Source organism: Rhodanobacter panaciterrae, from assembly GCF_014651895.1.
GTDB lineage: Bacteria > Pseudomonadota > Gammaproteobacteria > Xanthomonadales > Rhodanobacteraceae > Rhodanobacter > Rhodanobacter panaciterrae.
In genome coordinates this window covers 58,895-85,349 of record NZ_BMXT01000001.1, presented here as the reverse complement: position 1 = coordinate 85,349, position 26,455 = coordinate 58,895, and the positions used below count along the sequence as shown (strand labels likewise).

Below are 26,455 nucleotides of genomic sequence, written 5' to 3'. Positions count from 1 at the left end.
CGGCCATGACCGTTTCATGCCGCTTGTTCCGTCGGCGTCGCCAGCTGCGCCGACACCGCGACCTCCCTCAACAGGAGATTGGCGATGCTTGGCTGCAGTGCAGCCTGAAGAACCAGCATGCGATCCAGTATTTCGCGGCTGATCGCACCCCGCTCGACCAGGAATTCACCCAGTGGCTGAGGATTGCGCGCATGGCTCAACAGCAATGACCTGAATGCCACTTCATCCAGGTGACCTTGCGCGACCAGGATCTCGCCCAGCATGACCTGGCGCGACACATAGCTGTCCCACACAAGCGCCACGCGGTTGCCATGAAGGTGCCCGCTGCGTGCCGCGATGTCGAGCAAATGGTGCGGGTCGCGATCGTGGTCGCACGCGTGTGCGTACCAGCGTCGCAGACCGACGGTGACCTGGCCCTTGTGCGCGATCACATAACGCACCGGCCGGCCGAGTTGGCGCGCGATCGCGGCCAACGACACCGGGTCGATGTAGCACTCGCTGGCGAGAACCAGCGTGCGGCCTTCGTGGCGCAGCGGCAGTATCGCGTAGTGCAGCGCCGTGCGCGCCGGAAGCACCCCCAGCAGATCGCGCGGCAACCCGGTCGGATCCACCGACTCGCAACTTACGCCGATCTGTTCGGCGATCGAGCAGGCCAGTTGCGCAGCCGTGATCCGGCCTTCATGGACCATCGAGCTGCCCAGTTGCAGACCGTCGATACGGTGCAATTCCGCTTCGTGCAACGCCTGCTCCGATGCCATGCCGTTCGCGACGAGTATCTCTTCGAGCGAGCGCTTGGCATGGTTGTCGCCGCTGATGCTGGGAAAGTCGTGGGTCGTCTTGTCCCAGGCCACGCGACGTGGATCGCCGCACTTGATGATCTGGCGGATCGCACGCCAGTTGGCGAGGAAATTGATCAGGTTGCCCCACAACAACCGCGGTATCGACAGCAACCCCTGTTTCACGCCGTAGTAGCCGGACACGAAGATGATCCGCTGCAGCATGCGGTTGCCCATCAGCACGATGTTCGCCGTCAGTATGTAGTCGAACCACACTCGCCCCTCGAAGATCGAGACGAAGCGCGGCGCGTCCGTCCACACCTGCTGGAGCAGCCAGATCAAGATCAGCTGCAGCAGGATCAGCATCGCGGAAAAACTGACGAAGTTGTTGATCGCGCCCTTGCGATCACGCCACAGAAAGTAATTGAGCACCGGGCCCTGTTTCCAACCGTGGGTGCGGTAGCCCTGGTAGACGATGCCGATGATCCAGCGCGACTTCTGCCGTACCGCCGTCATCAGGCGATCGGGGAAGTATTCGCGCACGCAGATCACATTGGACTCGCGCCAGCTCTGACCCAGGCAGCTCTCACCTTCAGGGTGGCGCCGATGGCGCAGCACCGGGAAGCGCACGAAGATCTCCTCCATGCCCCAGGCCTTCAGGCGCAGACCGATGTCGTAATCCTCGGTCAGACTCTGCACGTCGAACGCTATGCCGTTGCCCGCCTCTATCAACGTGAGCACGGCGCGCCGACTGAAGCAGGTACCGACACCGGCGCTGGGCACCTGCCCCGCCAGCGTTTCGCGTACAGGCACGTCCTTGCCGTGAAGTTCCGCGAACTCGTCCAGGTAATGCAGGCTGGTGAAGTTGTTCCACTGCCGCGCGAACGGGTAGACCGGAATCTGGATCAGATCCTTGCGGCCAACCAGATAGTTGAACAGCCGCAGCTCATGCTCACACACGACGTCTTCGGCATCGTGCAGGATGAAGCCTTCGAACGTCATATGGGCGCGCCGCTCGAACTGCAGGATCGCGTCCAGCACATTGTTGAGGCAGTCGGCCTTGCTGGTCGGCCCCGGCCGCGCACATACGACCTTGTGCACATTGGGAAAACGCGCGCACACCTCGTCGACGTCGCGCTGGGTATCCGGATCGTTCGGATAGGTGCCGACGAAAATGTGATAGTTCTCGTAGTCCAGCGTCGTCGCGACCAGCTCGGCCATATGACCGATCACGCCGGTTTCATGCCAGGCAGGCACCATGATTGCCAGAGGCTTCTCAGCCGGTCCGTACAGCTCCTGGTAGTCGGTGTGCTCGTACCTGCGGTAGATGAACAGCGACTTCCACAGCCGATGCGACCAATAAACGATGTCGATAAACAAATCGTCCAGCCCACTGACCAGCATCAGCATGGCGATCGCGGTGACGACCACGCTCAGTCCGTAGAGATAGGTCGAGAATGCATCCAGCCACCACATGTTGCGTCTCCTTCGCTAGCTAAATCACCGCACGCAGGCGCTCGTCGCACGCCAACGCGTTCTGCAGCAGATTGACGATCCGAACGCTGGCTTGGCCATCACCGAACGGATTGCCTGCGCGCGCCATCGACTGGTACGCGGCCGGGTCCGACCAGAGCTCCTCGATCTGCCTCACGATGGACACGCGTTGTGTGCCGGCCAGTCGGGCGCAGCCCGCCTCGATCGCCTCCGGCCGCTCGGTTTCCGTACGCAGCACCAGCAGCGGCACGCCAAAGGTGGGCGCTTCTTCCTGCAGGCCGCCGGAATCGGTCAGTACCAGCCAGGAGTCGATCAATGCCTGCTGCATCTCCAGATAGTCGAACGGGGGGCTGAGATGCACGTTGGCCAGCTCGCCGAGGATGGCGCGCACAGGCTGACCCACCACCGGATTGAGATGTACCGGAAACAGCACTTGCAACTCCGGGTGGCGACTCGCGACATCGGCGATCGCATAGCAGATCTCGCGCAGGTCGCTACCCCAGTTCTCACGGCGATGCGCGGTGACCAACAGGTGACCGCGACTTTCCACACGACGCTGTATCCGGTGGTGCCGCACCACCCAGTGTTGCGCGTCGATCACGGTATTGCCGGTGACGAAGATGCGCTCCAGCGCAATCGCCTCATCACGCAGCGCCAGCGCAGCGCGCTCGGTCGGTGCGAAATGGAATCGGGTGATGCGGCTGATCATCTGGCGCAGGCCTTCCTCGGGGAATGGCCGCTCCAGATCATAAGTACGCAGACCGGCTTCGACGTGCGCAACGGGAACGTGGTGATAGAAACCGCATAACGCACCGAGGAAGGCGCTCTCGGTATCGCCCTGCACCACCACCAGCGACCATGTTCCGCTTGAAATAACCATGTCGAGCAGGGTGCGGCAGCGCGTACTGAATTCGCTCAACCCATCGCCACCGCGCTCGAGCCAAACGTCGGGAACAATGCCGAAACAGGCAAGCATCTGACGCGCCATCTCGTCGTGTTGCCCGGTATGCAACCAGCGCGGTTGCGCCCACCCACTGGCGCGCAGGCTGTGATACAGCGGCGCCAGCTTGATGATTTCCGGACGCGTGCCGCAGATGATCAGGACATCCTGCATGCGCTCCCTCCCCCCACGCAGGACGACGACACAATCCTGCCCCACGGGCATCCTGCCCTTCCCCTGTCGTTTCAGTTGCAAACAGCTAGCCGCAGGCGCCTCGATTGGGCGGGGAGGGAGTACCTGTGGTCCAGCCGGTATCGGCAGTCGAAAAATTCTGCCTTGATGTTCTATATTGCCAACTCAACGTTAAATTAACGATAATTATTGGTGAATATTTGCGTTGTTGATATTGACATATTTTTATATTTATAATATGAAACAGGAGACCGGGCAATCCGGTCGCAAGCAGGCTTGCCAACGGACGGCGAGGCGTCCCTTTCACGGGACAGGGGCCTGGGCATTCGGGATGTGTATTGCGTTTTTTACAGCAATGCGCGCGGTAACTGCGCGCCAATCCCAACAATGCAGTGAGGATTCCCCATGACCAGGTCAACGCTTATCGGGCTGTCGACTCTCAAATCCCTCGTCGCCAGTGCAGTACTTGTATTGGTTGCAGCAGCCAGCTCGATGCCCGCCGCCAGTGCAACGCAGCCAGCCTTTGCGCCCGTGTCGGCCGTACGGCCTGCTGATCACCGCATGCTTCCCGCGCCACCACCACCGCCGAGCGCAACACTGCCGACGAAGGGATCGCTGACCACCCTCTCGACGGCAGCCAGTCGGGTGAAGTCGACGCTGCAACAGGCAGCAACCCCATCGAACCACTACCCCGGTGCACCGGGAGCAAATCCAAACCAGAACACCCTGGTGCTTTACGACACTACCGGCGCGTGGGGCTGGCTGGGTGAGGCCTATGGTGTACAAGCCGGCAACCTGGTCTCGCATGGCAGCAAGTACACCCTGCAGCCCGCTGTAAATTACACGTCGGGTGAACTGGCCGGTTATACCGGCCTGATCTATGTCGGCTCGACCTACGGAGAGCCGCTGCCCACTGCGCTTCTGGACGACATACTCGCCACGACCAAGCCGGTGCTGTGGCTGAACGACAATATCTGGCAGCTGTCAGCGCGCGCCAGCAACTTCACCGCTCAGTACGGCTGGACTCCCGGCTACTTCGATTTCGGCAACACGCTTAGTGTGACCTACAAGGGTGTGACACTGACGCGCGATCCGCTGGCGGTACCTTCGGGTCTGCTGGAGACGGTGATCTCCGACCCCACCAAAGCGCAAGCCATCGCGACCGGCACTGCCTCGGACACCGGCGTGGTTTCCAACTGGGCTACCCGCTCGGGCAATCTCACCTATATCGGCGAAGTACCCTTCAGCTATGTCGGCATGAGCGATCGCTACCTTGCCGCCATCGACATGGTCGGCAATGTCTCCAATCCAGCCATGCAGGCACGCAAGCGCGCGCTGGTACGGATCGAGGATGTCAACTCCGAGGATGACCCGAATTCACTACGCGCGATCGCCGATTATCTGTACAGCGTGCACGTACCCTTCAGCGTCGCAGTGATCCCGCTGTATCTCGATCCCAACGGCTACTACAACAACGGCGTACCGATGTCGGTCCCCCTGAACAAGGTCAAAGGCATCGTATCGGCGCTGAAGTACATGCAATCCAAAGGCGGCACGCTGATCATGCATGGCTACACCCACCAGTACTCGAACGTCGCCAATCCCTACTCTGGAGTGAGCGCGGACGATTTCGAGTTCTATCTGTCGCATATCAGCAGCGACAACTATGTCATCTACGACACTCCCCCACCGCAGGACACCGGCCTGTGGGCATCCGGTCGTATCAACTCCGGCCTAGCAGTGTTTGCCGCCGCCGGCTTGTCGGCACCGACCATCTTCGAACCGCCGCACTACGCCGCATCCGCCGTGGACTACCAGGTGTTCCAGCAGATGTTCGGCACACGTTATGACCGCGGCCTCTATGCGGTTGGCTGGTGCCCGAATGGCAACTGCGGCACCGGCACCCCGGACTACACCCGCATCTACGGCCAGTTCTTCCCATACCTCGTGCGCGACATCTACGGCTCCAACGTGATCCCGGAAAACCTGGGCAACGTCGAGCTGCTCGCGTCCAATCACAATCCGCCGCGCTTTCCGGCCGACATCTTGGCCAGTGCGCAATGCAATACGGTGATTACCGACGGTGTAATGAGCTTCTTCTTCCATCCTTACCTGGATATCAGCTACCTGAAGCAGATCGTCGTGGGCCTGCAGACGATGGGTTATACCTTCGTGCCAGCGAACACCGTCAAGCAAGGCTGACGATCATTGGCGGCAGGTCGCCGATGGAACGGCGGCCTGCCTGTGCGACATGTTGCGACCGCACCTCCTGTGGCAAAGCATCCGCATTGCACTGGCAACCATTCTCCGCGCCGTGCCCGCCACGCTGCGCGACGGAAAATCCTGCCCCAGGCATGCAGCAGCGCACCTCTTGACCCCGGCCATTCGAATCGCCGGCTGACCAAACGGCTCAGGATTTACTCGATCGTTCCATCCGGAGCGAAGCGCGGCGCATTACCCCGCCAGCCCATGTGATCAATGCGGTAATGATCACCCCCTGGATGCCGTAGAACGTTCTCAGCGGAAACCGACAAAGATCCCGTGCAGGCACCCGGCGTGCCGGATCGCGTAAAATGCCGACGCGGCCCTGCGCCACCGGCAGCATGTGTCAGGCCCCGCAGTCCATCACTCCCCTGCGCAGGCATCGCTACAGCGTGCGTGGTGCCGACCCCTGACCCGAAACATCGAGACAACCACCATGGTGGCAATGGCGACCGAGTACGTGATCGACGTGCAGCACTGGAACGACACGCTCTTCAGCTTCCGCACCACACGCGATCCGGGCTTCCGTTTCGACAGCGGCCAGTTCGTGATGATCGGGCTGGAAACGGAAGGCCGTCCGCTGATGCGCGCGTATTCGATCGCCAGCGCGAACTGGGAGGAACACCTGGAGTTCTTCTCGATCAAGGTCGCCAACGGCCCGCTCACCTCGCGCCTGCAACATCTGCAACCGGGCGATCCGCTGATCGTCACGCGCAAACCCACCGGCACGCTGGTGCTGAATGATCTCAAGCCCGGCAAACATCTCTACCTGCTTGGTACCGGCACCGGGCTGGCACCGTTCATGAGCATCATCCGCGACCCGGACACCTACGCACGCTTCGACAAGATCGTGCTGGCCCACGGCGTGCGCCACATCAACGACCTCGCCTACGCCGACTACCTCGAACACGAGCTGCCGCGGCACGAATACCTTGGCGAACTGGTGCGCGAGAAACTGATCTACTACCCCACGGTGACGCGCGAACCGTTCCGCCATCGCGGCCGCATCACCGACGCGATCGTCGATGGCGTGATGAGCGAGGCGATTGGCCTGCCGCCACTGAATCCTGAAACCGACCGCGTGATGCTGTGCGGCAGCCCGGTGATGCTGGACGACTTGTGCACCCTGCTCGATGGCCGCGGCTTCCAGGCCTCGCCGCGCACGCGCGAGCCGGGCGATTACGTGATCGAGCGGGCGTTCGTGGAGAAGTGAAAGCAGCCGCCTGACAAGTGCGATGCCGTCGCTGTACTGGCGCGCCAGGCAAACTCCTGAAATGCTGCGGGCTCCACTCACCTCGATGCTGCGGCGGAACGCCCATGATGGATATCGCGCTGTATGCGCTCGCCGCCTTGCTGATCGTCGGCGGACTTGCCGGTGCCGTGCTGCCCAGCCTGCCGGGCATCCCGATGATCTTCGGCGGCATCTGGCTGGTCGCCGCCGTGGACGATTACCGCCATCTCGGCCTGTGGTGGCTGCTGATCATCGGCACCCTGGGTGCGGTGGGCGTGATCGTCGATTTCGTCGCCAGTACGCTCGGCGCCAAACGTGTCGGTGCCAGCAACCTGGCCCTGTGGGGTGCCAGCCTGGGGACCTTGGTCGGAATGTTTTTCGGCATCCCGGGCCTGCTGTTCGGGCCGTTCCTCGGTGCGCTCTGCGGTGAGTTGGCGTCGGGCACCAGCGTGCTGCGTTCGGCGCACGTCGGCGTCGGCACCTGGCTGGGATTATTGTTCGGCACGCTGATCAAGCTGGTGCTTTCGTTCGTGATGGTCGGTCTGTTCGGGCTGGCGATGCTGCTCGGCTGATCACCACGACCTTCGGCACATGGTGCAATGCCGGTGGCCTCACCTAGGCTGAGCCACCTCACCGGGATCCCACCCATGTCCAAATATCTTGCCTTCGCCATGGCAACCACGCTGGCTGCCGGCTCGGTCCATGCACAGGCCACCGCGCCGTCCGCCTGGGTTGCACGCAGCAATGTAGATGCCCAGGTGATGCTCGATACGCTGGCCCGCTTCAGCCCGGAATTCGCCTCGCAGATCGGTATCGCCGGCTACGATGACAAGGTCGCCGACCTCAAGCCCGGCATAGACGCACGTTCGCGCGCAGCGCTGGTGGATGCCAAAGGCAAGCTGGAAAATATGCTGGCGACCGAGAAGGACGCCAACGTGCAGCAGGACCTGCACATCATGATCGATGCCACCGCGCAACAAATCGAGGGTATCGACCTCAACGCAAAATACCTGCTGCCCTTCCAGGATGTCGGTCAGCTAATCTTCGGTGGCGAGTTTGCATTGCTGAAGGACGACGTCGATGCCAAACGTCGACCGTCTGCACTGGCCCGCCTGCAGTGCTACATCGGCAAGACGCCCGGCTGCATGCCAATCACCCAGCTTGCCGAGGCGCAGACCACCGAGCGGCTGGGCAACAAGGCCCTGCTCGGCCCCTACAAAGGCCAGATCGAACAGCAACTGGACAACACCTCGCATTACGTCGACGGCATTCGCCAGCTGTTCGCCAAGTACAAGCTGGACAATGCCGAAGGCAAGGCCGCGCTCGATACGCTCGCGCAGCAGTTGAAGGATTACGACAGCTGGACGCGCAGCACCGTGCTGCCGCATGCACGCACCGACTTCCGCATGCCCGAGCCACTGTATGCCTACACCCTCAAACAGGTCGGCATCGACATTCCGCCGCAGGAATTGATGAAGCAGGCCGAGCTGGAATTCGTCGAGATGCGCGGGGCAATGCAGATGCTGGCGCCGGTGGTGGCCAAGGCCGAGGGTATCGACGCTACCGACTACCGCGATGTGCTGAAGGCGCTGAAGAAACAGCAGTTGCCGAAGGACCAGGTGCTGCCGTGGTACCACGACGTGCTCGGCCAGATCGAGGCGATCATCCGTCGCGAGCACATCATCACCCTGCCCCAGCGCAAGATGGCGATGCGACTGGCATCGGATGCCGAGAACGCGCAGATTCCCGCGCCGCACATGGACCCGCCGCCGTTCATCAACAATCACGGCGAGCAGGGCACGTTCGTGTTGAGCACCGGTCAGCCGGCGAGCAAGGGCGACAGCAAGCAGAGCTACGACGATTTCACTTTCAAGGCGGCGGCGTGGACGCTCACCTCGCACGAAGGCCGCCCCGGCCATGAGCTGCAATTCGCCGCGATGCTCGAGCGCGGCGTATCGCTGGCGCGCAGCCTGTTCGCGTTCAACAGCGTCAACGTGGAAGGCTGGGCGTTGTATTCGGAATCCGAGATGCTGCCGTATGAACCCCCGGCTGGTCAGTTCATAGCCCTGCAGCACCGCATGATGCGTGCCGCGCGGGCTTACCTCGATCCGATGCTCAACCTCGGCCTGATCAGCAAGGAGCGTGCAATGGAAGTGCTGATGCACGACGTCGGCCTGTCCGAGCCGATGGCGCGCGAGGAGATCGACCGCTACACCTTCAACAGTCCAGGCCAGGCCGCCTCGTATTTCTACGGCTACATGCGGATCCAGCAACTGCGCCTGGAAACCGAGCTCACACTCGGGCCGAAGTTCAACCGCATGGAGTTCAACGACTTCGTAATCGGCCAGGGCCTGCTGCCGCCGGCACAGCTGGCCGCGGCGGTGCGCACGCAATTCGTGCCGGCCCAGCAGAAGCACTGACCGTCCACGCGACGATGGTGTGGTCTCAGCGGCGACGCCGTGGCGACGATGCTGCGGAACGTCGGCTCACCGCACCCTCGGCATGCTTGGCCAGCCAGCTGGCGAGTTGCACGGTATCGCGACTGAGTGCAGCAGGCAGCACGATGTAGTGTCGGCTCGGCGCCGCCCCCGGCATGGCGATCAGCCGCGACGCGCCGGCTAGCTGCAACAACGCCGACTGATCAGCAGCCGCCAGCTTCAACGCCAACCCGCTCGGCGTCAGCCATGCACATGGCTTTTCGTCGAGCCAGGCCATCAGCCCGCCAAACATCGGCTTGAAGCGCAGATCGTGCAGCTTGCCCAGATGCGCGGCCGCATCTTCTAGCTCGCCACGCATGACGTCGAGTGCGGCCGGCATGCTCATGCCTGCGCGTCGGGAATCACGTACAGCAGCACGGCGAGGAAATGCAGCACGCTGCCGGCCAGCACGAACACATGCCACAGCGCGTGGTGATACGGCAGCCGTCGCCACAGATAGAACGGCACGCCCAGCGTATAGGCGACGCCGCCGCCGATCAGCAACAGCATGCCGCCGGTCTGCAGGTGCTCGCTCAGCGGTTTGAACGCGATCATGCCGATCCAGCCCATGCCCACGTACAGCAGCACGGCCAGCTTGTGATATCGCTTGAACAGGCCCAGCTCCAGCGCACTGCCGATCAGCGCCAGCGTCCACACCGCCACGAACAGGCTCCAGCCCCAGGCGCCGGGCAGCGCGATCAGGGTGAACGGGGTATAGGTACCGGCGATCAGCACATAGATCGCGATGTGATCGAGCGCGCGCAAGGCCGGCTTGGCGGCGGCGACGGAAATCGAGTGGTACAGCGTCGAAGCGGTATACAGCAGCACCAGCGAGCTGCCGAACACCGCGCAGGCCACCACGGTGAGCGCATTGCCATGCAACGCCGCAAACGCCACCAGCGTGGCCAGCCCGGCGATGCTGAGCACGATGCCGATGCCGTGAATGACACTGCTGGCCAGTTCATCGCCAAAGCTGTAGCGCGGGGTCAGCACACCGGATGTGACGGACATGGAGGAACTCCTGGCAACGCACCGGCGCCCGACAGCGCCCCGACTACCTTAGCGGGCAGGTCGACGCTTGCCTACTACCGCCCCAGCCGCTCATTTGATCAAACTCATCGTCGCTCCTCACAACCTGCCCGATCCACGGACAACGGCCCGTCAAACATGGCCATCCAGCCGTCTACTTGCGCAAGATCGCCGGACAGGCATACGCTGCAGTCGCGGCAGCACGATCCCCCTGCTCACGCAGCGTGACTGCCGCAACATCCCCACCGATGTCAGGAGGTCGCCATGTCGTCCGCAAGCCTGGCCGTTGCTCATCGCGCACACCCCGACAGTGCACGCATCGCTGCTCTCAGCGCCGCGATTGCACTCAACCTGGCCGTCATCGTGATTGCCACACGACCGGTCACTCCGGCGCAGTTTGCCGTGGTCAGCCAGCTGACTCCCGCGTCACTGATCCGGATCATCGAGCGCCCAGCCGTGATTCCGCCACCGCTGCCGGTCGAGCTGAAGCCGTTACCGCACCCACCGACACTGCCGCAAGCGCACGTGCGACCGACACCGGTCAGCCCACCGGTCGTCGTGCCCAGCGTGGAAGGCAATATCGCCGCGCCGCCGATCAGCCCACCAACGCTGCTACCCAGCGACACCACTCCCGGCACCGCTGGGGTGGCGCCTGCGGTCGAAGCCAGCCTGGCCTATCAGGTAGCGCCGTTGCGTTTCCCGGCACAGGCGCGGCAACAGCACATGCACGGCACCGTGCTGCTAAGGGTGCTGGTGGATGAAACCGGCAAGCCAATGCAGGTGACGGTGGAACAGGGCAGCGGCTATGCCCTGCTCGACCGCAGCGCACGTGACCAGGTCCTCGCCGGTTGGCGTTTCCAGCCTGCGATAGTGAATGGGCAGGCAGTGCGTGCATGGGCCAGGGTGCCGGTGAATTTCCAGTTGCGCGATTGACCGATCCGCCAGCAAGCCCGGCCGGTATTCCGGCCGGGCTCCCCACGCCAACCTTCTGTCTCCGCATGCCGGTGCGGCACGCCAGCATGGCGAATATTCGTCGCCGGCTTACGCGTCTTTAACGATACGCATGCTCCACTGACGCCCATCCACCCTGCCAGGTTTCACGCATGGGCAAGCACGCGAACACCTTGAAAACCCTGCGCGCCATTGCGCTCGAACACGGCGCCGTCGAGCAGCCCGATCTCGCCTCGATGGCACGTGAACTGGGTCAGGTGGTGCATCAGGATGCCACGGCACTGGCCGCACGCCTGGCGCCGCTGCGCGCGCGCCAACGCGGCTTCGAACGCTGGCTGCTGGCCGAGCGCAGCAAGCCGGCACTCAGTGTGCTGGTGATGGCGTGGCCGCCGAATCACCTCACCCCGGTGCACGATCACGCCGGCCTGTGGGGTCTGGAGTTGACCCTGCATGGCGCGCTGGAAGTGCAGTCGTATGCGCGTGATCCCGTCACGGGCGACTTGCGTATGCAAGGGCGCGACTGGCTCGGGCCGGGCGACGGCACCTGGTTCGAAGGCGATCAGCACCACGCGCACCGCTGCCGCAATCTGTCCCGGCACGATACGGCGCTCACGCTTCACGTTTATGGTGGCGATCTGGCACAGTACTTCGCGTACGAGCAGGCGGAACCGGACGGACGCTGGATCGCACAGCCGCAGCGCAGCGCGATCGCCGGTCGCCTGCAGCGCTGATCCGCACGACACCACACACAAGGAATTTCATGTTTCGACGGGTCGCCATCATCGGCGGCGGTGCCGCGGCCGCCACGCTGCTCAGCGAGTTGCTGGAGCGCCAGCCGCCGCAGTCACTGCATCTGGACTGGTATACCGGCGGCGGCACGCCCGCGCGCGGCGTAGCCTACGGCACCCTGTCGGAGCGCCATCTGCTGAACGTGCGGGCAGCCTCGATGAGCATGTTCGCCGGCAAGCCACGCGGCTTCCTGGATTTCGTGCAGCGCGACGACCCGGCGATCGCCGGCACCGACTTCCTGCCGCGCCGCCGCTACGGCGACTATCTGGAGGCGGAAGTGGCGCGCGTTCTGCAGCACGGCAAGGCGCACGGACATGACGTGAACATCATTCCGTTCGCGGTCGACGCACTGGTTCCCGAGCACGACGGCGTCACCGTGATCCACGGCGAGGAAAGTCATCACGTGGACGCTGCCGTGCTGGCACTCGGCGCGCTGCCGCCGCAGCCGCTGCCCGGCGTCAGTGCCGACGCACTGGCCAGCGGTCGTTACGTGGTGGATCCGTGGCAACTGTTGGCCACGGTGGGCCAGTTGCAACCGCCGCCACGCAAGGTGGTGCTGATCGGGCTGGGGCTGACCGCGGTCGACGTCCTGCTCGAACTCTCTGCGCAATGGCCGCAGACCGAATTCATCGCGATCTCTCGCCACGGCCTGCTGCCCGAGGCGCATCTGCACGCGGCCGCCGCGCCCGCCGACGACAGCGCCGAACTGATCGAGGCGATGCACGACGCGCCAGAGATCCACCGCTGGATGCACCTGCTGCGCGAGGCGATCGTGCAGGAAGACAATGAGTGGCGCACCGTCGTCGACAGCCTGCGACCGCATGTGCCCGGCCTGTGGGCCGAGCTGTCGCTGGAGCAACGTGCGCGCTTCATGCGTCATGCGCGTTGGGCGTGGGAACGCGTCCGTCACCGCATGCCGCCGCAGGTACACGCCGCAATCGCCGCGTTGGAGCAAAGCGGCCGCCTGCATCGCCAGCGCGGACGCATGCAATCGGTGAACGTCATCGGCGACAGCCTGCAGCTGAACCTGAGCCACGCTGGCGAGACGCACACGCTGGGCGCCGATCTGGTGATCCAGACCGTCGGCCTGGACACCGACGTGCGCCGCACCAGCCATCGACTGATCAGCCAGCTGCTGACCAATGCGCACATCGCGGCCGATCCGCTCGGACTCGGCGTGCAGGCCGGCACGGATGGACGGCTCCAGCATGGCGGCCAGGATTGGCCGCATCTGTTCGCGATCGGCAGTCTGCTACGCGGCACCTTGTGGGAATCCACCGCGATGCCGGAGATCCGCCAGCAGGCCCGCAATCTGGCTGATCGGCTGCTGGGCGTCTAGCCGTCACCGGCGCCCGCGATGACCGCCAGCGCACTCACCCTCGGTATCGCCCTGCTGCATCTGCTCGGCATGTTCGCGGCGATGCACGCCGTGATGCATACGCGTACACCACAGGGCGCGATCGGCTGGGCACTCGGCCTGCTGTTGCTGCCGTATGTGACCTTGCTGCCTTATCTGTATCTGGGCTCCAGCCGCTTCCTCGGTTATCGCGTGGGGCATCACCCGCTGTCGCCGCGCGCAGTGCTGGCCGCGGCGGATACACACGCCATCGATCCCGGCTGCGCCCGCTTCGCCGCGATCAGCGCACTGCAAGGGCGGCCATTCCGTGGCGGTCATCGACTGCGCCTGCTGATCGACGGCGAGGCCGCGTTCGACGTCATGCTGGCGGCGATGGCCGCCGCCGAGCAGTGCCTGCTGGTGCAGTTTTTCATCATCCACGACGACGCACTCGGTCGCCGTCTGCAGCAGATACTGCTGGAACGCGCGGCTGCCGGCGTGCATGTCTGCGTGCTGTTCGACGGCATCGGCAGCCATGCGTTGCCGCAGCACTATGTAGACACGCTGCGCGCCGGCGGCGTGGCGATCCACCGCTTTGCCACGCATCGCTGGCGCAACCGGTTCCAGCTGAATTTTCGCAACCATCGCAAAATCGTGGTGGTGGACGGCGCGCGCGCGTTCGTCGGCGGCCTCAACGTGGGCGACGAATACCTGGGCCTGAAGCCGCCGCTGGCGCCGTGGCGTGATACCCAGCTGGAGTTGCACGGCGCGGTGGTGGCCGACCTGCAGCAACTGTTTGCCGACGACTGGCAATGGATCACCGGCGCGCCGCCGCCGCTGCTGCCGTCGCCGTCCGGTGACGGCAATGCCAGTGCGCTGGTCGTCGCCAGCGGTCCGGCCGACCCGCAGGAAACCGGCTCGCTGTTTTTTGCCGCCGCGATCAACGCGGCGCAACAGCGCGTGTGGCTGAGCACGCCGTACTACGTACCCGACCACGCCGTGCGGGCGGCGTTGCAGCTGGCGGTGCTGCGCGGGGTCGACGTGCGCGTGTTGATTCCTTCGCGGCCGGATCACCGCACCGTGTTTCTCGCCTCCACCCTGCATGCATATCACGCGGTGCGCGCCGGCATCCGCGTGTTCCGCTACCAGCCCGGTTTCCTGCATCAAAAAGCGCTGCTGATCGACCGCGACGCCGCCGCGATCGGCAGCATGAACCTGGACAGCCGCTCGTTCCGGCTCAACTTCGAGGTTGCAGCACTGGCCGTCGATCCTGCCTTCGCCGCCGACGTGGCGGCGATGCTGACCGAAGATTTTCGTCACGCCGCCGCCGTGGACGAGCGCGAATACCGCGATGCACCGTACCTGCGCCGGGTGGCGATGCACGTGGCGCGGTTGTTCGATCCGCTGCTGTAGACCATGCTGACCAGACCACGCTGGAGCCGTAATGCTGACCAGCGAAGGCAGCGGTTATCCCCGTTTATCCTGGTCTTTATCCTGGCTACCGGCGCGCCGGCTCCCGTTGCCACTGCACCACACCCAGCCGATATAGATGCCCAGCACCACACCCAGCAACTCGCACAACACCCGCGTGCCGATGCCGTCCGGATCATGCACCTGTGCCAGCTTGGCCTTGAGCAACTGCAGCGACTGCAAGCGCGCGTAATTGAAATAGAACAGATCCCATAGATCGCCGCTGGCCGTCAGCACCGTCGCCAGCAGGAACGACCAGCCGATCTGCGGACCGTAGCTCCAGCCGTTGCGCCGCCCCAACCAGTGGAACACGCCGAACAGCAGCAGGCCCGCCAGCGCGGAAATCACCCCGGCCTCGATGCCGCCGATGATGCCGTAGCCCATCCAGCTCTGGTCGTAATGCATGGTGCTGCGATATCCGTCGATGGTTGTCCCGCGCATTATGCATGCTCGCTCATCCGGCTCGTGACGCCAGCGCGCTAGACTCGAGTGTCTGCCCATCCGCGAACCTCCGCATGAGCCACATCCTCTCGTCCCACGCCGCATTGATCATCGTCGACGTGCAGCCTGACTTCATGCCCGGCGGCGCTTTGGCCTGCCACGAGGGCGACGCGATCGTGCCAGGCATCGATGAGCTGTTGCGCTCGCGCATCTTCCGCCATGTGCTGGCGACCCAGGACTGGCACCCGCGCGGACACATCTCGTTCGCCAGCTCGCATCCAGGCCGGGTACCGTTCGAACAGATCGACCTGTACGGCCAGCCGCAGACACTGTGGCCTGATCACTGCGTGCAGGGCACGCCCGGCGCCGAACTGCATCCGGCCATCGACTGGTCGCCACTCGATGCAGTGATCCGCAAGGGCAGTGATCCGGGCGTGGATTCCTATAGCGGTTTTCGCGAGAACCACGGCCCGGCTGGCGCGCGCCCCAGTACCGGCCTGGCCGGCTGGTTGCGCGAACGCGGCGTGGAGGAGGTCTTCGTGTGCGGACTGGCGCGCGACGTCTGCGTGCTGTGGACCGCGCAGGATGCTGTGGAACTCGGCTTCCGTGCCCACCTGCTGTGGGATCTCAGTCGGCCGGTGACACTGGATACGGATGCAGCGACCCGCACCACCCTGCTGACGCAGGGCATCACGATTACCGAAGCAAGTGAGCTGAGGCGAGAATGAAGCGGCGGGTCATCCGGGCTCAGGCGCTCGGAGCGATCGGACCTCGGCGATCGACCACAACTGCGGCAAGCGGATCGCAAACAGTCCGGCACTGCGCGTGCGGCGATCCAGCTTCAGCAGTTCCTTGTCCTTGCTGAGTAGCCAACGCGCACCCGACGCCAGTGCCAGCTCCAGAAATTTCTGGTCGTCCGGGTCGGCGCAGCGCGGCAGCGGAAGATCGTCCTCGCCTACCATCGATGCTTCGGGCGTCAGCAGCTGGATCAACGCGTCGAAAGCATCGCGGAACCTCGGACGTTGTCGATCGTCGATCGGCAGTTGCGGATAGTGCAGCACCCGCTGCCATTCCTCGCGGCAGTCGTCGCGTGTCACCGCCTGCACCGCCCCACTGCGCATGGCCGCCAGCACGTGCGAGCACAGCGAGTCGCCGAACACGAACAGGTCCAGACACACATTGGTGTCCAGCACGATGCGCGGCACCGGAAGCTCGGCGCGAGTCATCGCAGCAGCACCGGGTAGCACCGATGCATGAGTGCCGGCGCTTCCATCAGGCGTCGTTTTCGGATGTCGCGCTCACATGCGGCTCGCCGTCCGCATCGATCCGGACGCTCAGCGTGATCGGTCGGCAACAGACCTGGCAGTCCTCGATGTAGTGCTGATCGCCGACCGAGGCATCGACCAGGATCTCGATCGGTTCGCCGCAATACGGGCAGGAGATGTCGAAGGGCGTGAGCATGGGCGTGTACCGAAGCAGGGATGACCCAGCTTGCCACAGACTGGCGGCACGGGGCCTCAGTTCGGCGCGCTACAATCGACGGCACTGCCGCCCTCAGCGTGGACGGCATCCATCTTTGCGTATCACGCCGACGATGAGCGCCAAGCCGATGCCGAACTTCCTCAACAAGCCCCGCACCCTCAACATCGGCGGCCGGACCTTCGTCAGCCAGGGCCTGTCGAGGCGCATCTGGGACGATATCTATCATCGCGCGCTGATCATGCGCTGGCCGGTGTTCTTCAGCCTCGCCGCGGCAGCCTTCCTGCTGCTCAACACGATCTTTGCCGGGATCTACCAGCTCGGCACACAGCCGATCGCGAACCAGTATCCGCATGGTTTTGCCGGCGCGTTCTTTTTCAGCGTGGAGACCCTGGCCACGGTCGGTTACGGCGACATGCATCCACAGACCGTCTACGCGCATGTCGTGGCCACGGTGGAAATCTTCACCGGCATGGCCTGCATCGCGGTGATGACCGGATTGATCTTTTCGCGCTTCTCGCGGCCACGCGCGAAGATCATCTTCGCCAACCACCCGGTCGTGCGGGTCATCGACGGCCGGCAAACCCTGATGATCCGTGCCGCCAACACCCGCCAGAACGTGATCGCCGAAGCCTCGGCCCAATTGCATCTGCTGCGCCTAGAAACGTCGCCGGAGGGTTTCAGGCTGCGCAAGATCCACGATCTGCAACTGGTCCGCGATCGTCACCCGATCTTCGTGCTGAGCTGGAGCCTGATGCATGTGATCGATGAGAGCAGCCCGCTCTACGGCGAAACCCCCGAGACCCTGGAAAGTACCCAGTCGGCCTTCCTGCTGAGTATCGAAGGCGTCGACGAGACCACCTCGCAATCCATGCTGGCGCGCCAGCAATGGGGTCACCAGGAGCTGCGCTGGAATCATCGTTACCTCGATCTCGTCCACGTCGACGATAGCGGTGTCAACGTCATCGACTACAGCGTCTTTCACGACGTGCTGCCGCTGGATGAGGATACGAGTCTGTCCGGCTGATGCTGCACCGTACTTGTCAGGCGATACACTGTGGCTTCCCTCTAGCGGATGACCACCGATGGCCGAGCGCGAGTTCGACAACTACCTTGCCCGCTCCGGCGCCACGCTCGAAGGTTCGCGCTACACCGCCTATCTCGCGGTGACTCCGCGCAAGAGCGGCTTCCCGATGTATTTCGCGATCTGCGAAAACCGCAGCTTCCGCGACAAGACCATCGCCGAGACCGCCGCCGCCAAGGCGCTTGCCGACATGCTGGGACTGGAAGAGGATGGCACGCCGATCTTCCCGGACGGCTACACCGGTTTTGACGACGACAAGCCGGGCAGCGAGCCGGAATAATTCCGCGTCCGGCGCATATCGAGCGCCGAGCTGTGGCAACTCACAGCGTCAGCAGCACCTTGCCGATCGCTTCGCGACTTTCCAGATAGGCATGCGCCTTCGCGCCGTCGCTGAGCGGAAAGCGCGCGGCGATGTTCGGCTGCAGCTGGCCGGCGCGGATCTGCGCGAACAACGCCGCCGCCCGCTCGCGCCGGATCGCCGCACTGGTCAGCACGTTCCAGAGATCGCCGCCGGTCAGCGTCAGCGAGCGATCCATCAGCAGGCGCGGATCCACCGGATCGGGATCGCCCGCCGCCATGCCGTAGAACACTACGGTGCCGCCGATACGTGCCGCGGCCAGACTGTCGCCCAGCGTGCGTCCGACCGAGTCGTAGACCACGTCGGCGCCGCGACCTTCGCTCAGTTGCTTCGTTTGCACGGATAGCTCGTCGTAACCACACGCAGCATCCGCGCCGGCCGTCAGCACCGCGGCGCGTTTCACCGCACTCGACGCCACGCCCAGCACGCGCGCACCCAGCGCCTTCAGCATCTGCACCAGCAGCTGGCCCACGCCGCCGGCCGCCGCATGCACCACTGCGACATCGCTGCGGCGTACGCGATAGCTGTCGGTCACCAGATACTGCGCGGTCAGACCCTGCAACAGGGTCGCCGCGGCGGTATCGAACGTGATGTCGTCCGGCAGCGGAATCAGCTTGTCGAGATCGACCGCGACCAGCTCCGCATTCGCGTACGGCATGTCGGCAAAACCGACGCGTGTACCGACTGGAAACAGCGAATCGCCTGCGGCTGCTTGCTCGATCACGCCCGCGCCCTCGTAGCCGAGGATCCACGGCGCCGTGCCGCTCAGGTGATAGTTGCCGTTGCGCCGGTAGACGTCCGCGAAATTGAGCCCGACGCTGCGCATGCGCACCAGCGCCTGGCCGGGCGCGGGAACCGGATCGGGTTGCTCGCCCCAGTGCAACACCTCGGGACCGCCGAATTTTTCAAACAACAAGGCATGCATGGCGTGGCGCTCCGAATTAATGAAATCTTCTAATCAAACCTGCTCACGCGCCGCGCGCGATTCAAGCCGCCCGCTCGCGCAATTGCGCCACGGCTGCCGGAATCGCCGATGGCGCTTCCACCGTGATCACGTGCGGATGGTCGTCGCCGAGATCGTGCTCCAGTTCATGCGCCCAGGTCACGTGATACGGCAGATGGATGCCCCAGCCGCCGAGCTTCACCACCGGCTCGATATCCGAACGCAGCGAATTGCCGACCATCGCGAACTGCGCCGGCTGCAGCTTGAACTCGGCCAGCACGCGCCGGTAAGTGTCGCCGTTCTTCTCCGAGACGATCTCGATGCGGCGGAACAGCTCGGCCAGACCTGATTGCGCGACCTTCTTTTCCTGGTGGAACAGGTCGCCCTTGGTGATCAGCACCACCGCGTGATGCTGCGCTACCGCCTCGACCGCCTCACGAATGCCGGGCAGCAGTTCCACCGGGTGCTGCAGCACGTCCTTGCCCAGCTCGATCAGCCGATGGATGTCGGCTGCCGTGATGCGGCCGGCACTGACCGCAATCGCGGTCTCCACCATCGACAGCGCCATCCCTTTCGCGCCGTAGCCGAACAGCTTGAGGTTGCGCTGCTCGGTTGCCAGCATGCTGTCGTGCACCTGCTGGTCGCCGAGATCCACGTAGCGCCCGACGATCGTGGCGAACTCCTCGTTCGCCTGCCGGTAGTAACCCTCGCTATGCCACAGCGTGTCGTCGCCATCGAAACCGATCAGTTGCAGCATGCCGTCAACCTTTCATCCTGGGTGGGGTCTGTACCGGAACAGATACCGAAAGTCGGCCTATGATAAGCGCCCGGCTCGCCCCTCATTCATGGGCCGGCTTTGCGGATCCCGACGGAGACTTTCGATGGCCACGCATTGCACCCATCTCGAAGGCATTCAGGAGGTCACACCCAGCGCGCGCGGTTGCGAGGAATGCCTGCAGTCCGGCGACGTCTGGCTGCACCTGCGCATCTGCCGCACCTGCGGGCATGTCGGCTGCTGCGACGATTCGCCGAACCGGCACGCCACCAAACATTTTCACAGCACCAAGCACCCGATCATCGAAGGCTACGATCCGCCGGAAGGATGGGGTTGGTGCTACGTGGATGAAGTGATGTTCGACCTGCGTGACCGCATGACGCCGCAGCTTGGCCCGATCCCGCGCTACTACTGAGCGTTGGAGTGCGGCTCAGCTCACTTCGCTACCCAGTCGCAGATTGATGCCTAACGTGGTGGCCAGTTCACGCAACGGTTCGCCGTCGCGGGTCAGCGTCATGAAGCCGGCGTAGGTGTCGCCGTCGGTCTCCCACGCCCACAGCGTGTAGCCGAACTCCGCCAGGCGGTCGTAGGCGATCGAGAATAACTCGGCCGCATCCAGGTCGTCGAAGAACTCGTCGTCGTCCGGATCGCCGTTCCAGTCGACCGACAGGTTCCAGCGTGAGGACAGTTCGTCGATCGCCTGCACCAGCGAGCGCAGGTCGTGCGTGCCCACGATGAAACCAGAGCGCCAGTCGATCACCCGACCGATCACCTCGATCGGCTCGACCTCGTCAGCGTCAACATCGGCCATCGCCTCGCGGTAGTCGTTGAACTGCAGCAGCGCAGTTTCCTCGTCGCCGGGATTGATCAGCAGCAGCAGCTGCCAGACCTTCGCCTCGACCGAGTCCTCATCGACATCGTCGAATTCGCGCTCGCCTTCATATTCGTCGTCGGATGAATTCATGGGTGGATCACTACAGGCAGGAGTCGCATGGTGGCGCGTACGCCGCCGCGGGGGAAGCGCCGATCATCACGCGCCCACCCGGCGGCGCACCGCCGCCATGTCGCGCACCGGCCGGATCTCGATCGCACCGGTGCGCGACCACGGAAACTCCGAGGCGATCCGCACCGCCTCGTCCATGCTGTCGGCCTCGATCAGGTTGAAGCCGCCCAGGTATTCCTTGGTCTCGGCAAACGGCCCGTCGACGACGCTGACGCGGTCGTTGCGCATGCGCAGCGTTCGCGCCGTGGCTGGCGCCTCCAGCTGCTGCGAATCATGCAGATGGCCTTGCGCCTGCAATTCGTCCGCATGCATGAAGCAGCCGTGCATCATCGTGTCGAACTCGCCGTCCGGCAACGCGTTGAGCAAGGCGTCGTCGCAATAGATCATGACCAGGTATTTCATGGCGTCCTCGACAGGGGAAGGTGGATAAAGCCATGGGAAGGTGTGCGGAGGATGGATAATGCCGGCATCCCGCCACGCTGACCACCATGAACGATACCTCCAGCGCGTTCTCCTGCCACCCGATCGCGTTCGTACGCTCGCCATATGCGCAGCGCATCGACGCGCCGCACCAGCCCACCGTGGTCGAAGGCACCGAGACCGGCGCGGCGGCCGAGGCGATCATCCAGTTCACGGCGGACTTTCCGACCGCGGCATTTCGCGACCTGGCCGGCTTCGAGCGCATCTGGCTGGTGTTCGTGTTCCATCGCAGCGAAGGCTGGAAGGCCGAGGTACGACCACCGCGCGGTGGCGGCAAGCGCAGCGTGCTGGCCACCCGTTCGCCGCACCGGCCGAATGCGATCGGCCTGTCCGCGGTCGAGCTGGTCGAGGTCGGCGAACATGCGCTACGCGTGCGCGGGATGGATTTGCTCGACGGCACACCGATCCTCGACATCAAGCCGTACGTGCCCTACGCCGATGCGTTTCCGATCTCGCGCGCGGGCTGGATCGACGAGATCGACGCGGCGCAGGGCCGGCACTCCGCACCGGGCCCACGCCGGCCACGTGTCACGCCAGCGGATTGAGCGCGCGCTCGTTATCGCCTCAGAACCGGCCTCACAGCCGGCCGAGCAGAAAAAGCACCAGCAGAATGACCAGGATCAGGCCGATGCCGCCACTCGGCCCGTAACCCCACGAACGGGAATGCGGCCAAGTCGGCAGACCGCCGACGAGTGCAAGGACAAGGACGACAATCAGGATGGTGATCAACATGGCACGTTCTCATGGGGATGTTGTGCCGTGTTGGCCAACAAGAACCGCATCGTGCCCGCCAGAGCCGTCTAGGCCGTGTGACGAGCGAAATCCGGCACCGGCCAAACGCCATCCCAGTCCGTGAGACAGGCAACCGCTAACTTGGCCCGGGCCAGTCGGAACCCTCCGCTGGCGGCACCCGATGCACTGGCAGTGGATCGGTTCAAACATTTGCCGCGTTCGGCGCAAGCTCGACGCGGCTTTTTTGTGTATGCACGTCTCGCCTTGCCAACGCCATCGTCAAGCCATGTTCACGTGCGAGATTGTTGAATCGTCCTCTCAGGAGAACCCATCATGAAAGCCTGCCTACTGCTGCTGTCGCTCGCACTCACTGCCTGCATGTCGGCACCCGAATCGACCACGCATCCGGCTGCGCCGATGGCAGCCAGCGCCAGCGTGCCGACATCCACCATCACCCTCGCGCGCTACCACTGGCAATTGCACGACGCCGTCGACGGCAACAATCGGCGCCTCGACGTACTGCTCGACAAGCCGGATCAACCGCTGCAGCTCGATTTCAGCGCTGACACGATCAGCGTGCGCAACGCCTGCAATGGCATCCACGGCGGCTACACCATCGTCGAGGGCCATCTCGTCACGACGTCTTTGTTGCATACCATGATGGCCTGCGCCGAGCCGACCCTGATGCAGCGCGAGTCCACCATCAAGGCTGTGCTGCAAAGCCGACCCACACTGATCCTGACGACGGCCGGCGACACACCGTTGCTCACGCTGGCGGCCGACAGCGGCCTGTCGCTGACGTTCGCCGGCAAGCCGACAGCGGAGGCACGTTACGATGGCCCCGGCGAGACGATGTTTCTGGAAGTGGCATCCAACACGACGCCGTGCCATCACCCGCTGATCCCGGACAAGTCATGCCTGCTGGTGCGCGAACGCCACTACGACGCACAAGGTCTGCGCAGCGGCCAACCCGGCCCATGGCAGACGCTGCAACAGGACATCGAGGGTTACGTGCACCAGCCCGGCACACGCAACGTGCTGCGCGTGAAGCGTTACACGCTGAAGCAGCCGCTCGCCGATGCACCGGCCACCGCGCTCGTGCTCGACATGGTCGTGGAGAGCGAAATCGTCAAGTCATCCGATCCAGCGGATCAGCCGCAACATCCATGACGTACAAGCTGCGTTTCAGCAGCACCACCCGCCACGGACGTACCCGCAACGACGGCGCCATCGGTGCCAACGCGACGTAGCGATTTTGCAGCGTCGCCGCGAGCAACACCGCGCATCGGCTGATCGTCTTGTGCCGATTCGCCTCGCAACTGAAACAGCTCGTCTCCTGTGCAAGGCACAGCGAGCCTGTCGGCGGCTGCGCCGCGCGACCATGCAGCGGAACCCGGCACTACACGGCAGACATCAAGTGACCCGGATTCTCATGGAGTGGCCTGACTTGCCGGCACTTCGCGATATGGGTCACGCATCCCGATGCTTTCACAGGTCAACCGCCGGGTTTCAGGCACGTTTGAACGTAAATGGTCGGGCTTGTCGCTTCCGACGTGAGTTGAAGGAGATCCTGAGCTATGAAACGGACTTTTATTGTTGGTTGTCCGCGATCTGGCACCACGGTCGTGCAGGCCTTGCTGGCCAGACACCCGGATGTATTCACCCTGCCAGAGACGGCTTTCTTTGAGCAGCTGTACGCCGATCTGGAATGGCGCTGGGGCGATTACCGTGCCAAACCGCGACGACGCCGGTGGCGACAGCGCCTTGGCTTGATGCGCAAGGGAGTAAGACCTTCGATCGTTCCGCTGCTGCACTCGCTGGATGACGAGCGCAGCCAGATCAAGCGAGTACCGTTCAGCTCGAACGCCTGCGCCGCCAAGTTCATCGACCTGCTCGACTCGCTTGCGTCGCACGCCGATTGCTCGCTGTGGGTGGAGAAGACACCGAACCATCTTCTGTACATGCCGGAAATCGAAGCCTGCGCATCCGACGCACGTTTCATCCACGTGATACGCCCGGGCGAGGACGTGCTGGCTTCGCTGGTGGACGCCTACCTTCGTTTCGAGAACGACGATGCCTTTGGCGGTGGTTCGGTGCACTGGGCGCGCCGCTGGAACCGCGCGATGCAGATTCATGAGGCATGCATCGGGCGCGCCAATCACGCCTTCGTATTTCTGGAAGACCTGATCCGCGAGCCGGACGATGAATGGACGCGGATCTGTCAATTCCTGGATCTGCGACCCAACACCCGGCTCGAGGACACCTGCAGCCAGAGCATTGCGGATCTGAAGCACGAGCCCTGGAAGGACGGCGCCATCAGCGGCCTTCCACGCCCCATGGAAAACAAGGCGGACGGCTTGTTCACCTCGCGATTCAAGCGGTGGCTGGACGATCATCTGGAGTCGTACGACGATCTGCGCACGAAGTGCCTTCTCTTGCGCAGTGGAGCTGACCGCAGAGTTAGGCGCCCGAATTCAGGAAGCTACGTGACATCCCATCCAAGTAGCAGCATGAGCCAACAGCGGCATTGCAAGTAACCACTGCTCCTACGCCCTACAACCAAAACACACAGGCCCTTACTGGAAGCAGCCGTCCAGATCCGGGCGCTGATCAGCCTTTTCCAGCCCGCCGTAGTACGCCGCTTCTTGAAGTACGCGCACATCGCGGCCTCCAACGCGTCGCTCATCTGCTCGTGCAGCGGCGCAAGACGTACGGCTGTCCGCGCCAGCAATGATCCGGTGCAGTGCTTCGCGCGAGGCTCACATGTCGCGGCGACGTGTTTGCTGATGGCAAAGCCACGTATGACCTCAGCGCGACGGCGCCTGCACCATGTTGACCACGAGTTGTGCTGCGGTTATGCAAATCACCGGACCCATCCTTCGCAAGTAAGGTTCATGAGGTCACCTCCATCATCAGTTCGGTTTCAAACGTGATCAGCTCGCGGATCTCCGGTGTACGCAGTCCCACCATCATCGGGTTGCGCACGTTCGGCAGGAAACACAGATCGAAGATCTCGGAGATGTCGCCATCAAAACGGATCCAGTGCAGCACATCGCCGCTGGTGAGCGAGATGATCTGCACGCCGCACCACGGCTCGACGTCGTGTTTGGTCAGTTCCGCGTCCAGCTGCAGGCCTTCGAAGCGCTGATTCCTTGGCTTGGACAGACCCACCGCTGCGGTATTGCCGAAGATCGACAGGCCGCGCACGAAACCGGGCAGGAACGCATGCGGCACAAACGATTTGGTCGCAAAATCCACCCAGCCCAGATACCCGGTGCCCGCGTTCAGTACCCACAGCTTGCCGTTGGCCCAGCGCGGCGAATGCGGCATCGACAGACCTTCGCAGACGATCTCGTTGGTGTCGATGTCGATCACCACACCGCCGTTGTGGCGCCGATCGCGCCAACCATCCACCGCATCGCTCTTGCACACGGCGGTGACGTACTTGGGGGCGCCGTCGACCATCGCCAGCCCGTTGAGATGGCAACGATCCTCCGGTGCGATCTTGCTGATGAAATCCGGCTTCCAGATCGCCTTGAAGCTGTGCGTCTGGCTTAGCTCGGCGACGCACGAGTACTTTGTGTTGATGAACACCACTTTGCCATTCTTGCGGATGCCCAGCTCGTGGATATCCAGATCGCCGATGGTCTGCGCGTTGCGCGGCACATAGCACTTGTCGAACTGGTCGTGGATGACCTCGTTCGAACGCAGCACGTTCTCAAAGCGCCACAGCTGGTACAGGCCGCCCAGATAAATGCGTTGGGCGTTGCCGACAATGCCCATGGCACGTTCGAACAGTCGCTCGAAGAACGACACGCGGCCTTGCTTGTCGCTACCCACCAGATAGACGCGACCGGTCTGATAGGACGAGATCGCCAGCGACAAATTGTTGCCGGCCAGCCATCCCGCTAGCCCGCGTGAACAGCTTTTGTCGACGACTCGTGGCTTGGGAACGTCCACAGCGGCCTGTGCGGTGATCTCTACGGGCGAATCTGCAGATGACAGTGCAGATTTCGCAGGATCCGCTGGTAAAAAAACCTCAGGTACAACAGGTTGTGAACCTGCCTCGAAGTCGCCCGGGATGCCAGCCATCGACACAGCGTGACCCGAAATTTCCTGCTTGCTTGTCACATCATTCTCCACATTCTCGTGACTGACTTCGCGTCGAAGTATTCACCCTCTGAGAGTACGCCTTCAGATCATGATGCGCCGG

General features: G+C 63.5%; 28 protein-coding genes. 15 read left to right on the top strand and 13 right to left on the bottom strand.

Features of this window, described 5'->3' with window-relative positions:
• Positions 1-14: 14 nt before the first annotated feature.
• Positions 15-2,252 (bottom strand): glycosyl transferase family protein, encoded by a 2,238-nt coding sequence (locus tag IE071_RS00380; protein WP_189439217.1) that lies wholly within the window; start codon positions 2,250-2,252, stop codon positions 15-17.
• A gap of 19 nt (positions 2,253-2,271) precedes the next feature.
• Positions 2,272-3,384 (bottom strand): non-hydrolyzing UDP-N-acetylglucosamine 2-epimerase, encoded by a 1,113-nt coding sequence (gene wecB / locus IE071_RS00375; RefSeq protein ID WP_189439216.1) that lies wholly within the window; start codon positions 3,382-3,384, stop codon positions 2,272-2,274.
• 579 nt (positions 3,385-3,963) lie between these two features.
• Between wecB and IE071_RS00370 the strand changes: the two genes are divergently transcribed.
• The 4 genes from IE071_RS00370 (at position 3,964) to IE071_RS00355 (ending at position 9,315) form a co-directional block, all read left to right on the top strand.
• Positions 3,964-5,604 (top strand): DUF2334 domain-containing protein, encoded by a 1,641-nt coding sequence (locus IE071_RS00370; protein ID WP_189439215.1) that lies wholly within the window; start codon positions 3,964-3,966, stop codon positions 5,602-5,604.
• Positions 5,605-6,100: 496 nt separating this feature from the next.
• The gene (locus IE071_RS00365) at positions 6,101-6,877 is read left to right on the top strand and encodes a ferredoxin--NADP reductase (protein ID WP_189439214.1); all 777 of its coding nucleotides are present in this window, start codon (positions 6,101-6,103) and stop codon (positions 6,875-6,877) included.
• A 107-nt stretch (positions 6,878-6,984) separates the two neighbouring features.
• Complete coding sequence (locus IE071_RS00360) at positions 6,985-7,467, top strand: DUF456 domain-containing protein (RefSeq protein WP_189440822.1); 483 nt, start codon at positions 6,985-6,987, stop codon at positions 7,465-7,467.
• Between the two features lie 75 nt (positions 7,468-7,542).
• The gene (locus IE071_RS00355) at positions 7,543-9,315 is read left to right on the top strand and encodes a DUF885 domain-containing protein (protein ID WP_189439213.1); all 1,773 of its coding nucleotides are present in this window, start codon (positions 7,543-7,545) and stop codon (positions 9,313-9,315) included.
• A 25-nt stretch (positions 9,316-9,340) separates the two neighbouring features.
• Here IE071_RS00355 and IE071_RS00350 read toward each other — a convergent pair whose 3' ends face one another.
• Both IE071_RS00350 and trhA read right to left on the bottom strand, forming a co-directional pair.
• A complete protein-coding gene (locus tag IE071_RS00350) occupies positions 9,341-9,718 on the bottom strand; it encodes a TfoX/Sxy family protein (protein WP_189439212.1) in 378 nt (125 codons plus the stop codon).
• Positions 9,715-10,383 carry a PAQR family membrane homeostasis protein TrhA gene (gene trhA / locus IE071_RS00345; protein WP_189439211.1) on the bottom strand — a complete coding sequence of 223 codons (669 nt, stop codon included), beginning with the start codon at positions 10,381-10,383 and terminating at the stop codon, positions 9,715-9,717. The genes IE071_RS00350 and trhA overlap by 4 nt, the downstream gene beginning before the upstream one ends.
• 282 nt (positions 10,384-10,665) lie before the next feature.
• On the opposite strand from trhA, the gene IE071_RS00340 reads away from it, so the two are divergent.
• The 4 genes from IE071_RS00340 to cls all read left to right on the top strand — a co-directional run bounded on the left by IE071_RS00340 (position 10,666) and on the right by cls (position 14,890).
• Positions 10,666-11,334 (top strand): energy transducer TonB, encoded by a 669-nt coding sequence (locus IE071_RS00340; RefSeq protein ID WP_189439210.1) that lies wholly within the window; start codon positions 10,666-10,668, stop codon positions 11,332-11,334.
• Positions 11,335-11,504: 170 nt separating this feature from the next.
• Positions 11,505-12,083, top strand: coding sequence for a cysteine dioxygenase (locus tag IE071_RS00335; RefSeq protein ID WP_189439209.1), 579 nt, complete (start codon positions 11,505-11,507; stop codon positions 12,081-12,083).
• A 29-nt stretch (positions 12,084-12,112) separates the two neighbouring features.
• On the top strand, positions 12,113-13,480 hold the full coding sequence (locus tag IE071_RS00330; protein ID WP_189439208.1) for an FAD/NAD(P)-binding protein: 1,368 nt from the start codon (positions 12,113-12,115) through the stop codon (positions 13,478-13,480).
• Positions 13,481-13,498: 18 nt separating this feature from the next.
• Positions 13,499-14,890 (top strand): cardiolipin synthase, encoded by a 1,392-nt coding sequence (cls, locus tag IE071_RS00325; RefSeq protein WP_189439207.1) that lies wholly within the window; start codon positions 13,499-13,501, stop codon positions 14,888-14,890.
• A gap of 54 nt (positions 14,891-14,944) precedes the next feature.
• Here the strand turns inward: cls and IE071_RS00320 are convergent, their stop codons facing one another.
• Positions 14,945-15,352, bottom strand: coding sequence for a hypothetical protein (locus IE071_RS00320; RefSeq protein WP_189439206.1), 408 nt, complete (start codon positions 15,350-15,352; stop codon positions 14,945-14,947).
• A 110-nt stretch (positions 15,353-15,462) separates the two neighbouring features.
• On the opposite strand from IE071_RS00320, the gene pncA reads away from it, so the two are divergent.
• Positions 15,463-16,116 (top strand): bifunctional nicotinamidase/pyrazinamidase, encoded by a 654-nt coding sequence (gene pncA / locus IE071_RS00315; RefSeq protein WP_189439205.1) that lies wholly within the window; start codon positions 15,463-15,465, stop codon positions 16,114-16,116.
• A gap of 9 nt (positions 16,117-16,125) precedes the next feature.
• Here the strand turns inward: pncA and IE071_RS00310 are convergent, their stop codons facing one another.
• Both IE071_RS00310 and IE071_RS00305 read right to left on the bottom strand, forming a co-directional pair.
• Positions 16,126-16,614, bottom strand: a complete 489-nt coding sequence (locus tag IE071_RS00310) for a putative toxin-antitoxin system toxin component, PIN family (RefSeq protein WP_189439204.1) — start codon at positions 16,612-16,614, stop codon at positions 16,126-16,128.
• A 46-nt stretch (positions 16,615-16,660) separates the two neighbouring features.
• Entirely contained in the window at positions 16,661-16,849 is a 189-nt protein-coding gene (locus IE071_RS00305) for a CPXCG motif-containing cysteine-rich protein (RefSeq protein WP_189439203.1), read from the bottom strand.
• A 115-nt stretch (positions 16,850-16,964) separates the two neighbouring features.
• On the opposite strand from IE071_RS00305, the gene IE071_RS00300 reads away from it, so the two are divergent.
• Positions 16,965-17,894, top strand: a complete 930-nt coding sequence (locus IE071_RS00300; protein WP_229792682.1) for an ion channel — start codon at positions 16,965-16,967, stop codon at positions 17,892-17,894.
• 58 nt (positions 17,895-17,952) lie between these two features.
• The gene (locus tag IE071_RS00295; protein WP_189439202.1) at positions 17,953-18,231 is read left to right on the top strand and encodes a hypothetical protein; all 279 of its coding nucleotides are present in this window, start codon (positions 17,953-17,955) and stop codon (positions 18,229-18,231) included.
• A 40-nt stretch (positions 18,232-18,271) separates the two neighbouring features.
• Here the strand turns inward: IE071_RS00295 and IE071_RS00290 are convergent, their stop codons facing one another.
• Positions 18,272-19,234, bottom strand: coding sequence for a quinone oxidoreductase family protein (locus IE071_RS00290; protein WP_189439201.1), 963 nt, complete (start codon positions 19,232-19,234; stop codon positions 18,272-18,274).
• 61 nt (positions 19,235-19,295) lie between these two features.
• On the bottom strand, positions 19,296-20,009 hold the full coding sequence (locus tag IE071_RS00285) for an HAD family hydrolase (protein ID WP_189439200.1): 714 nt from the start codon (positions 20,007-20,009) through the stop codon (positions 19,296-19,298).
• 124 nt (positions 20,010-20,133) lie between these two features.
• Between IE071_RS00285 and IE071_RS00280 the strand changes: the two genes are divergently transcribed.
• On the top strand, positions 20,134-20,442 hold the full coding sequence (locus IE071_RS00280; RefSeq protein ID WP_189439199.1) for a UBP-type zinc finger domain-containing protein: 309 nt from the start codon (positions 20,134-20,136) through the stop codon (positions 20,440-20,442).
• A gap of 15 nt (positions 20,443-20,457) precedes the next feature.
• Here the strand turns inward: IE071_RS00280 and IE071_RS00275 are convergent, their stop codons facing one another.
• A complete protein-coding gene (locus tag IE071_RS00275; protein ID WP_189439198.1) occupies positions 20,458-20,991 on the bottom strand; it encodes a DUF6630 family protein in 534 nt (177 codons plus the stop codon).
• A gap of 66 nt (positions 20,992-21,057) precedes the next feature.
• Entirely contained in the window at positions 21,058-21,432 is a 375-nt protein-coding gene (locus tag IE071_RS00270) for a YciI family protein (RefSeq protein WP_189439197.1), read from the bottom strand.
• A gap of 86 nt (positions 21,433-21,518) precedes the next feature.
• Between IE071_RS00270 and tsaA the strand changes: the two genes are divergently transcribed.
• Complete coding sequence (tsaA, locus tag IE071_RS00265) at positions 21,519-22,055, top strand: tRNA (N6-threonylcarbamoyladenosine(37)-N6)-methyltransferase TrmO (protein WP_189439196.1); 537 nt, start codon at positions 21,519-21,521, stop codon at positions 22,053-22,055.
• A gap of 31 nt (positions 22,056-22,086) precedes the next feature.
• On the opposite strand, the gene IE071_RS00260 is transcribed toward tsaA, so the two are convergent.
• Entirely contained in the window at positions 22,087-22,242 is a 156-nt protein-coding gene (locus IE071_RS00260) for a DUF3309 family protein (RefSeq protein ID WP_189439195.1), read from the bottom strand.
• 333 nt (positions 22,243-22,575) lie between these two features.
• Between IE071_RS00260 and IE071_RS00255 the strand changes: the two genes are divergently transcribed.
• On the top strand, positions 22,576-23,412 hold the full coding sequence (locus IE071_RS00255) for an META and DUF4377 domain-containing protein (protein WP_189439194.1): 837 nt from the start codon (positions 22,576-22,578) through the stop codon (positions 23,410-23,412).
• 407 nt (positions 23,413-23,819) lie between these two features.
• Entirely contained in the window at positions 23,820-24,779 is a 960-nt protein-coding gene (locus IE071_RS00250) for a sulfotransferase family protein (RefSeq protein WP_189439193.1), read from the top strand.
• Positions 24,780-25,134: 355 nt separating this feature from the next.
• On the opposite strand, the gene IE071_RS00245 is transcribed toward IE071_RS00250, so the two are convergent.
• Entirely contained in the window at positions 25,135-26,334 is a 1,200-nt protein-coding gene (locus IE071_RS00245) for a TIGR03032 family protein (protein WP_189440820.1), read from the bottom strand.
• Positions 26,335-26,455 lie beyond the last annotated feature (121 nt).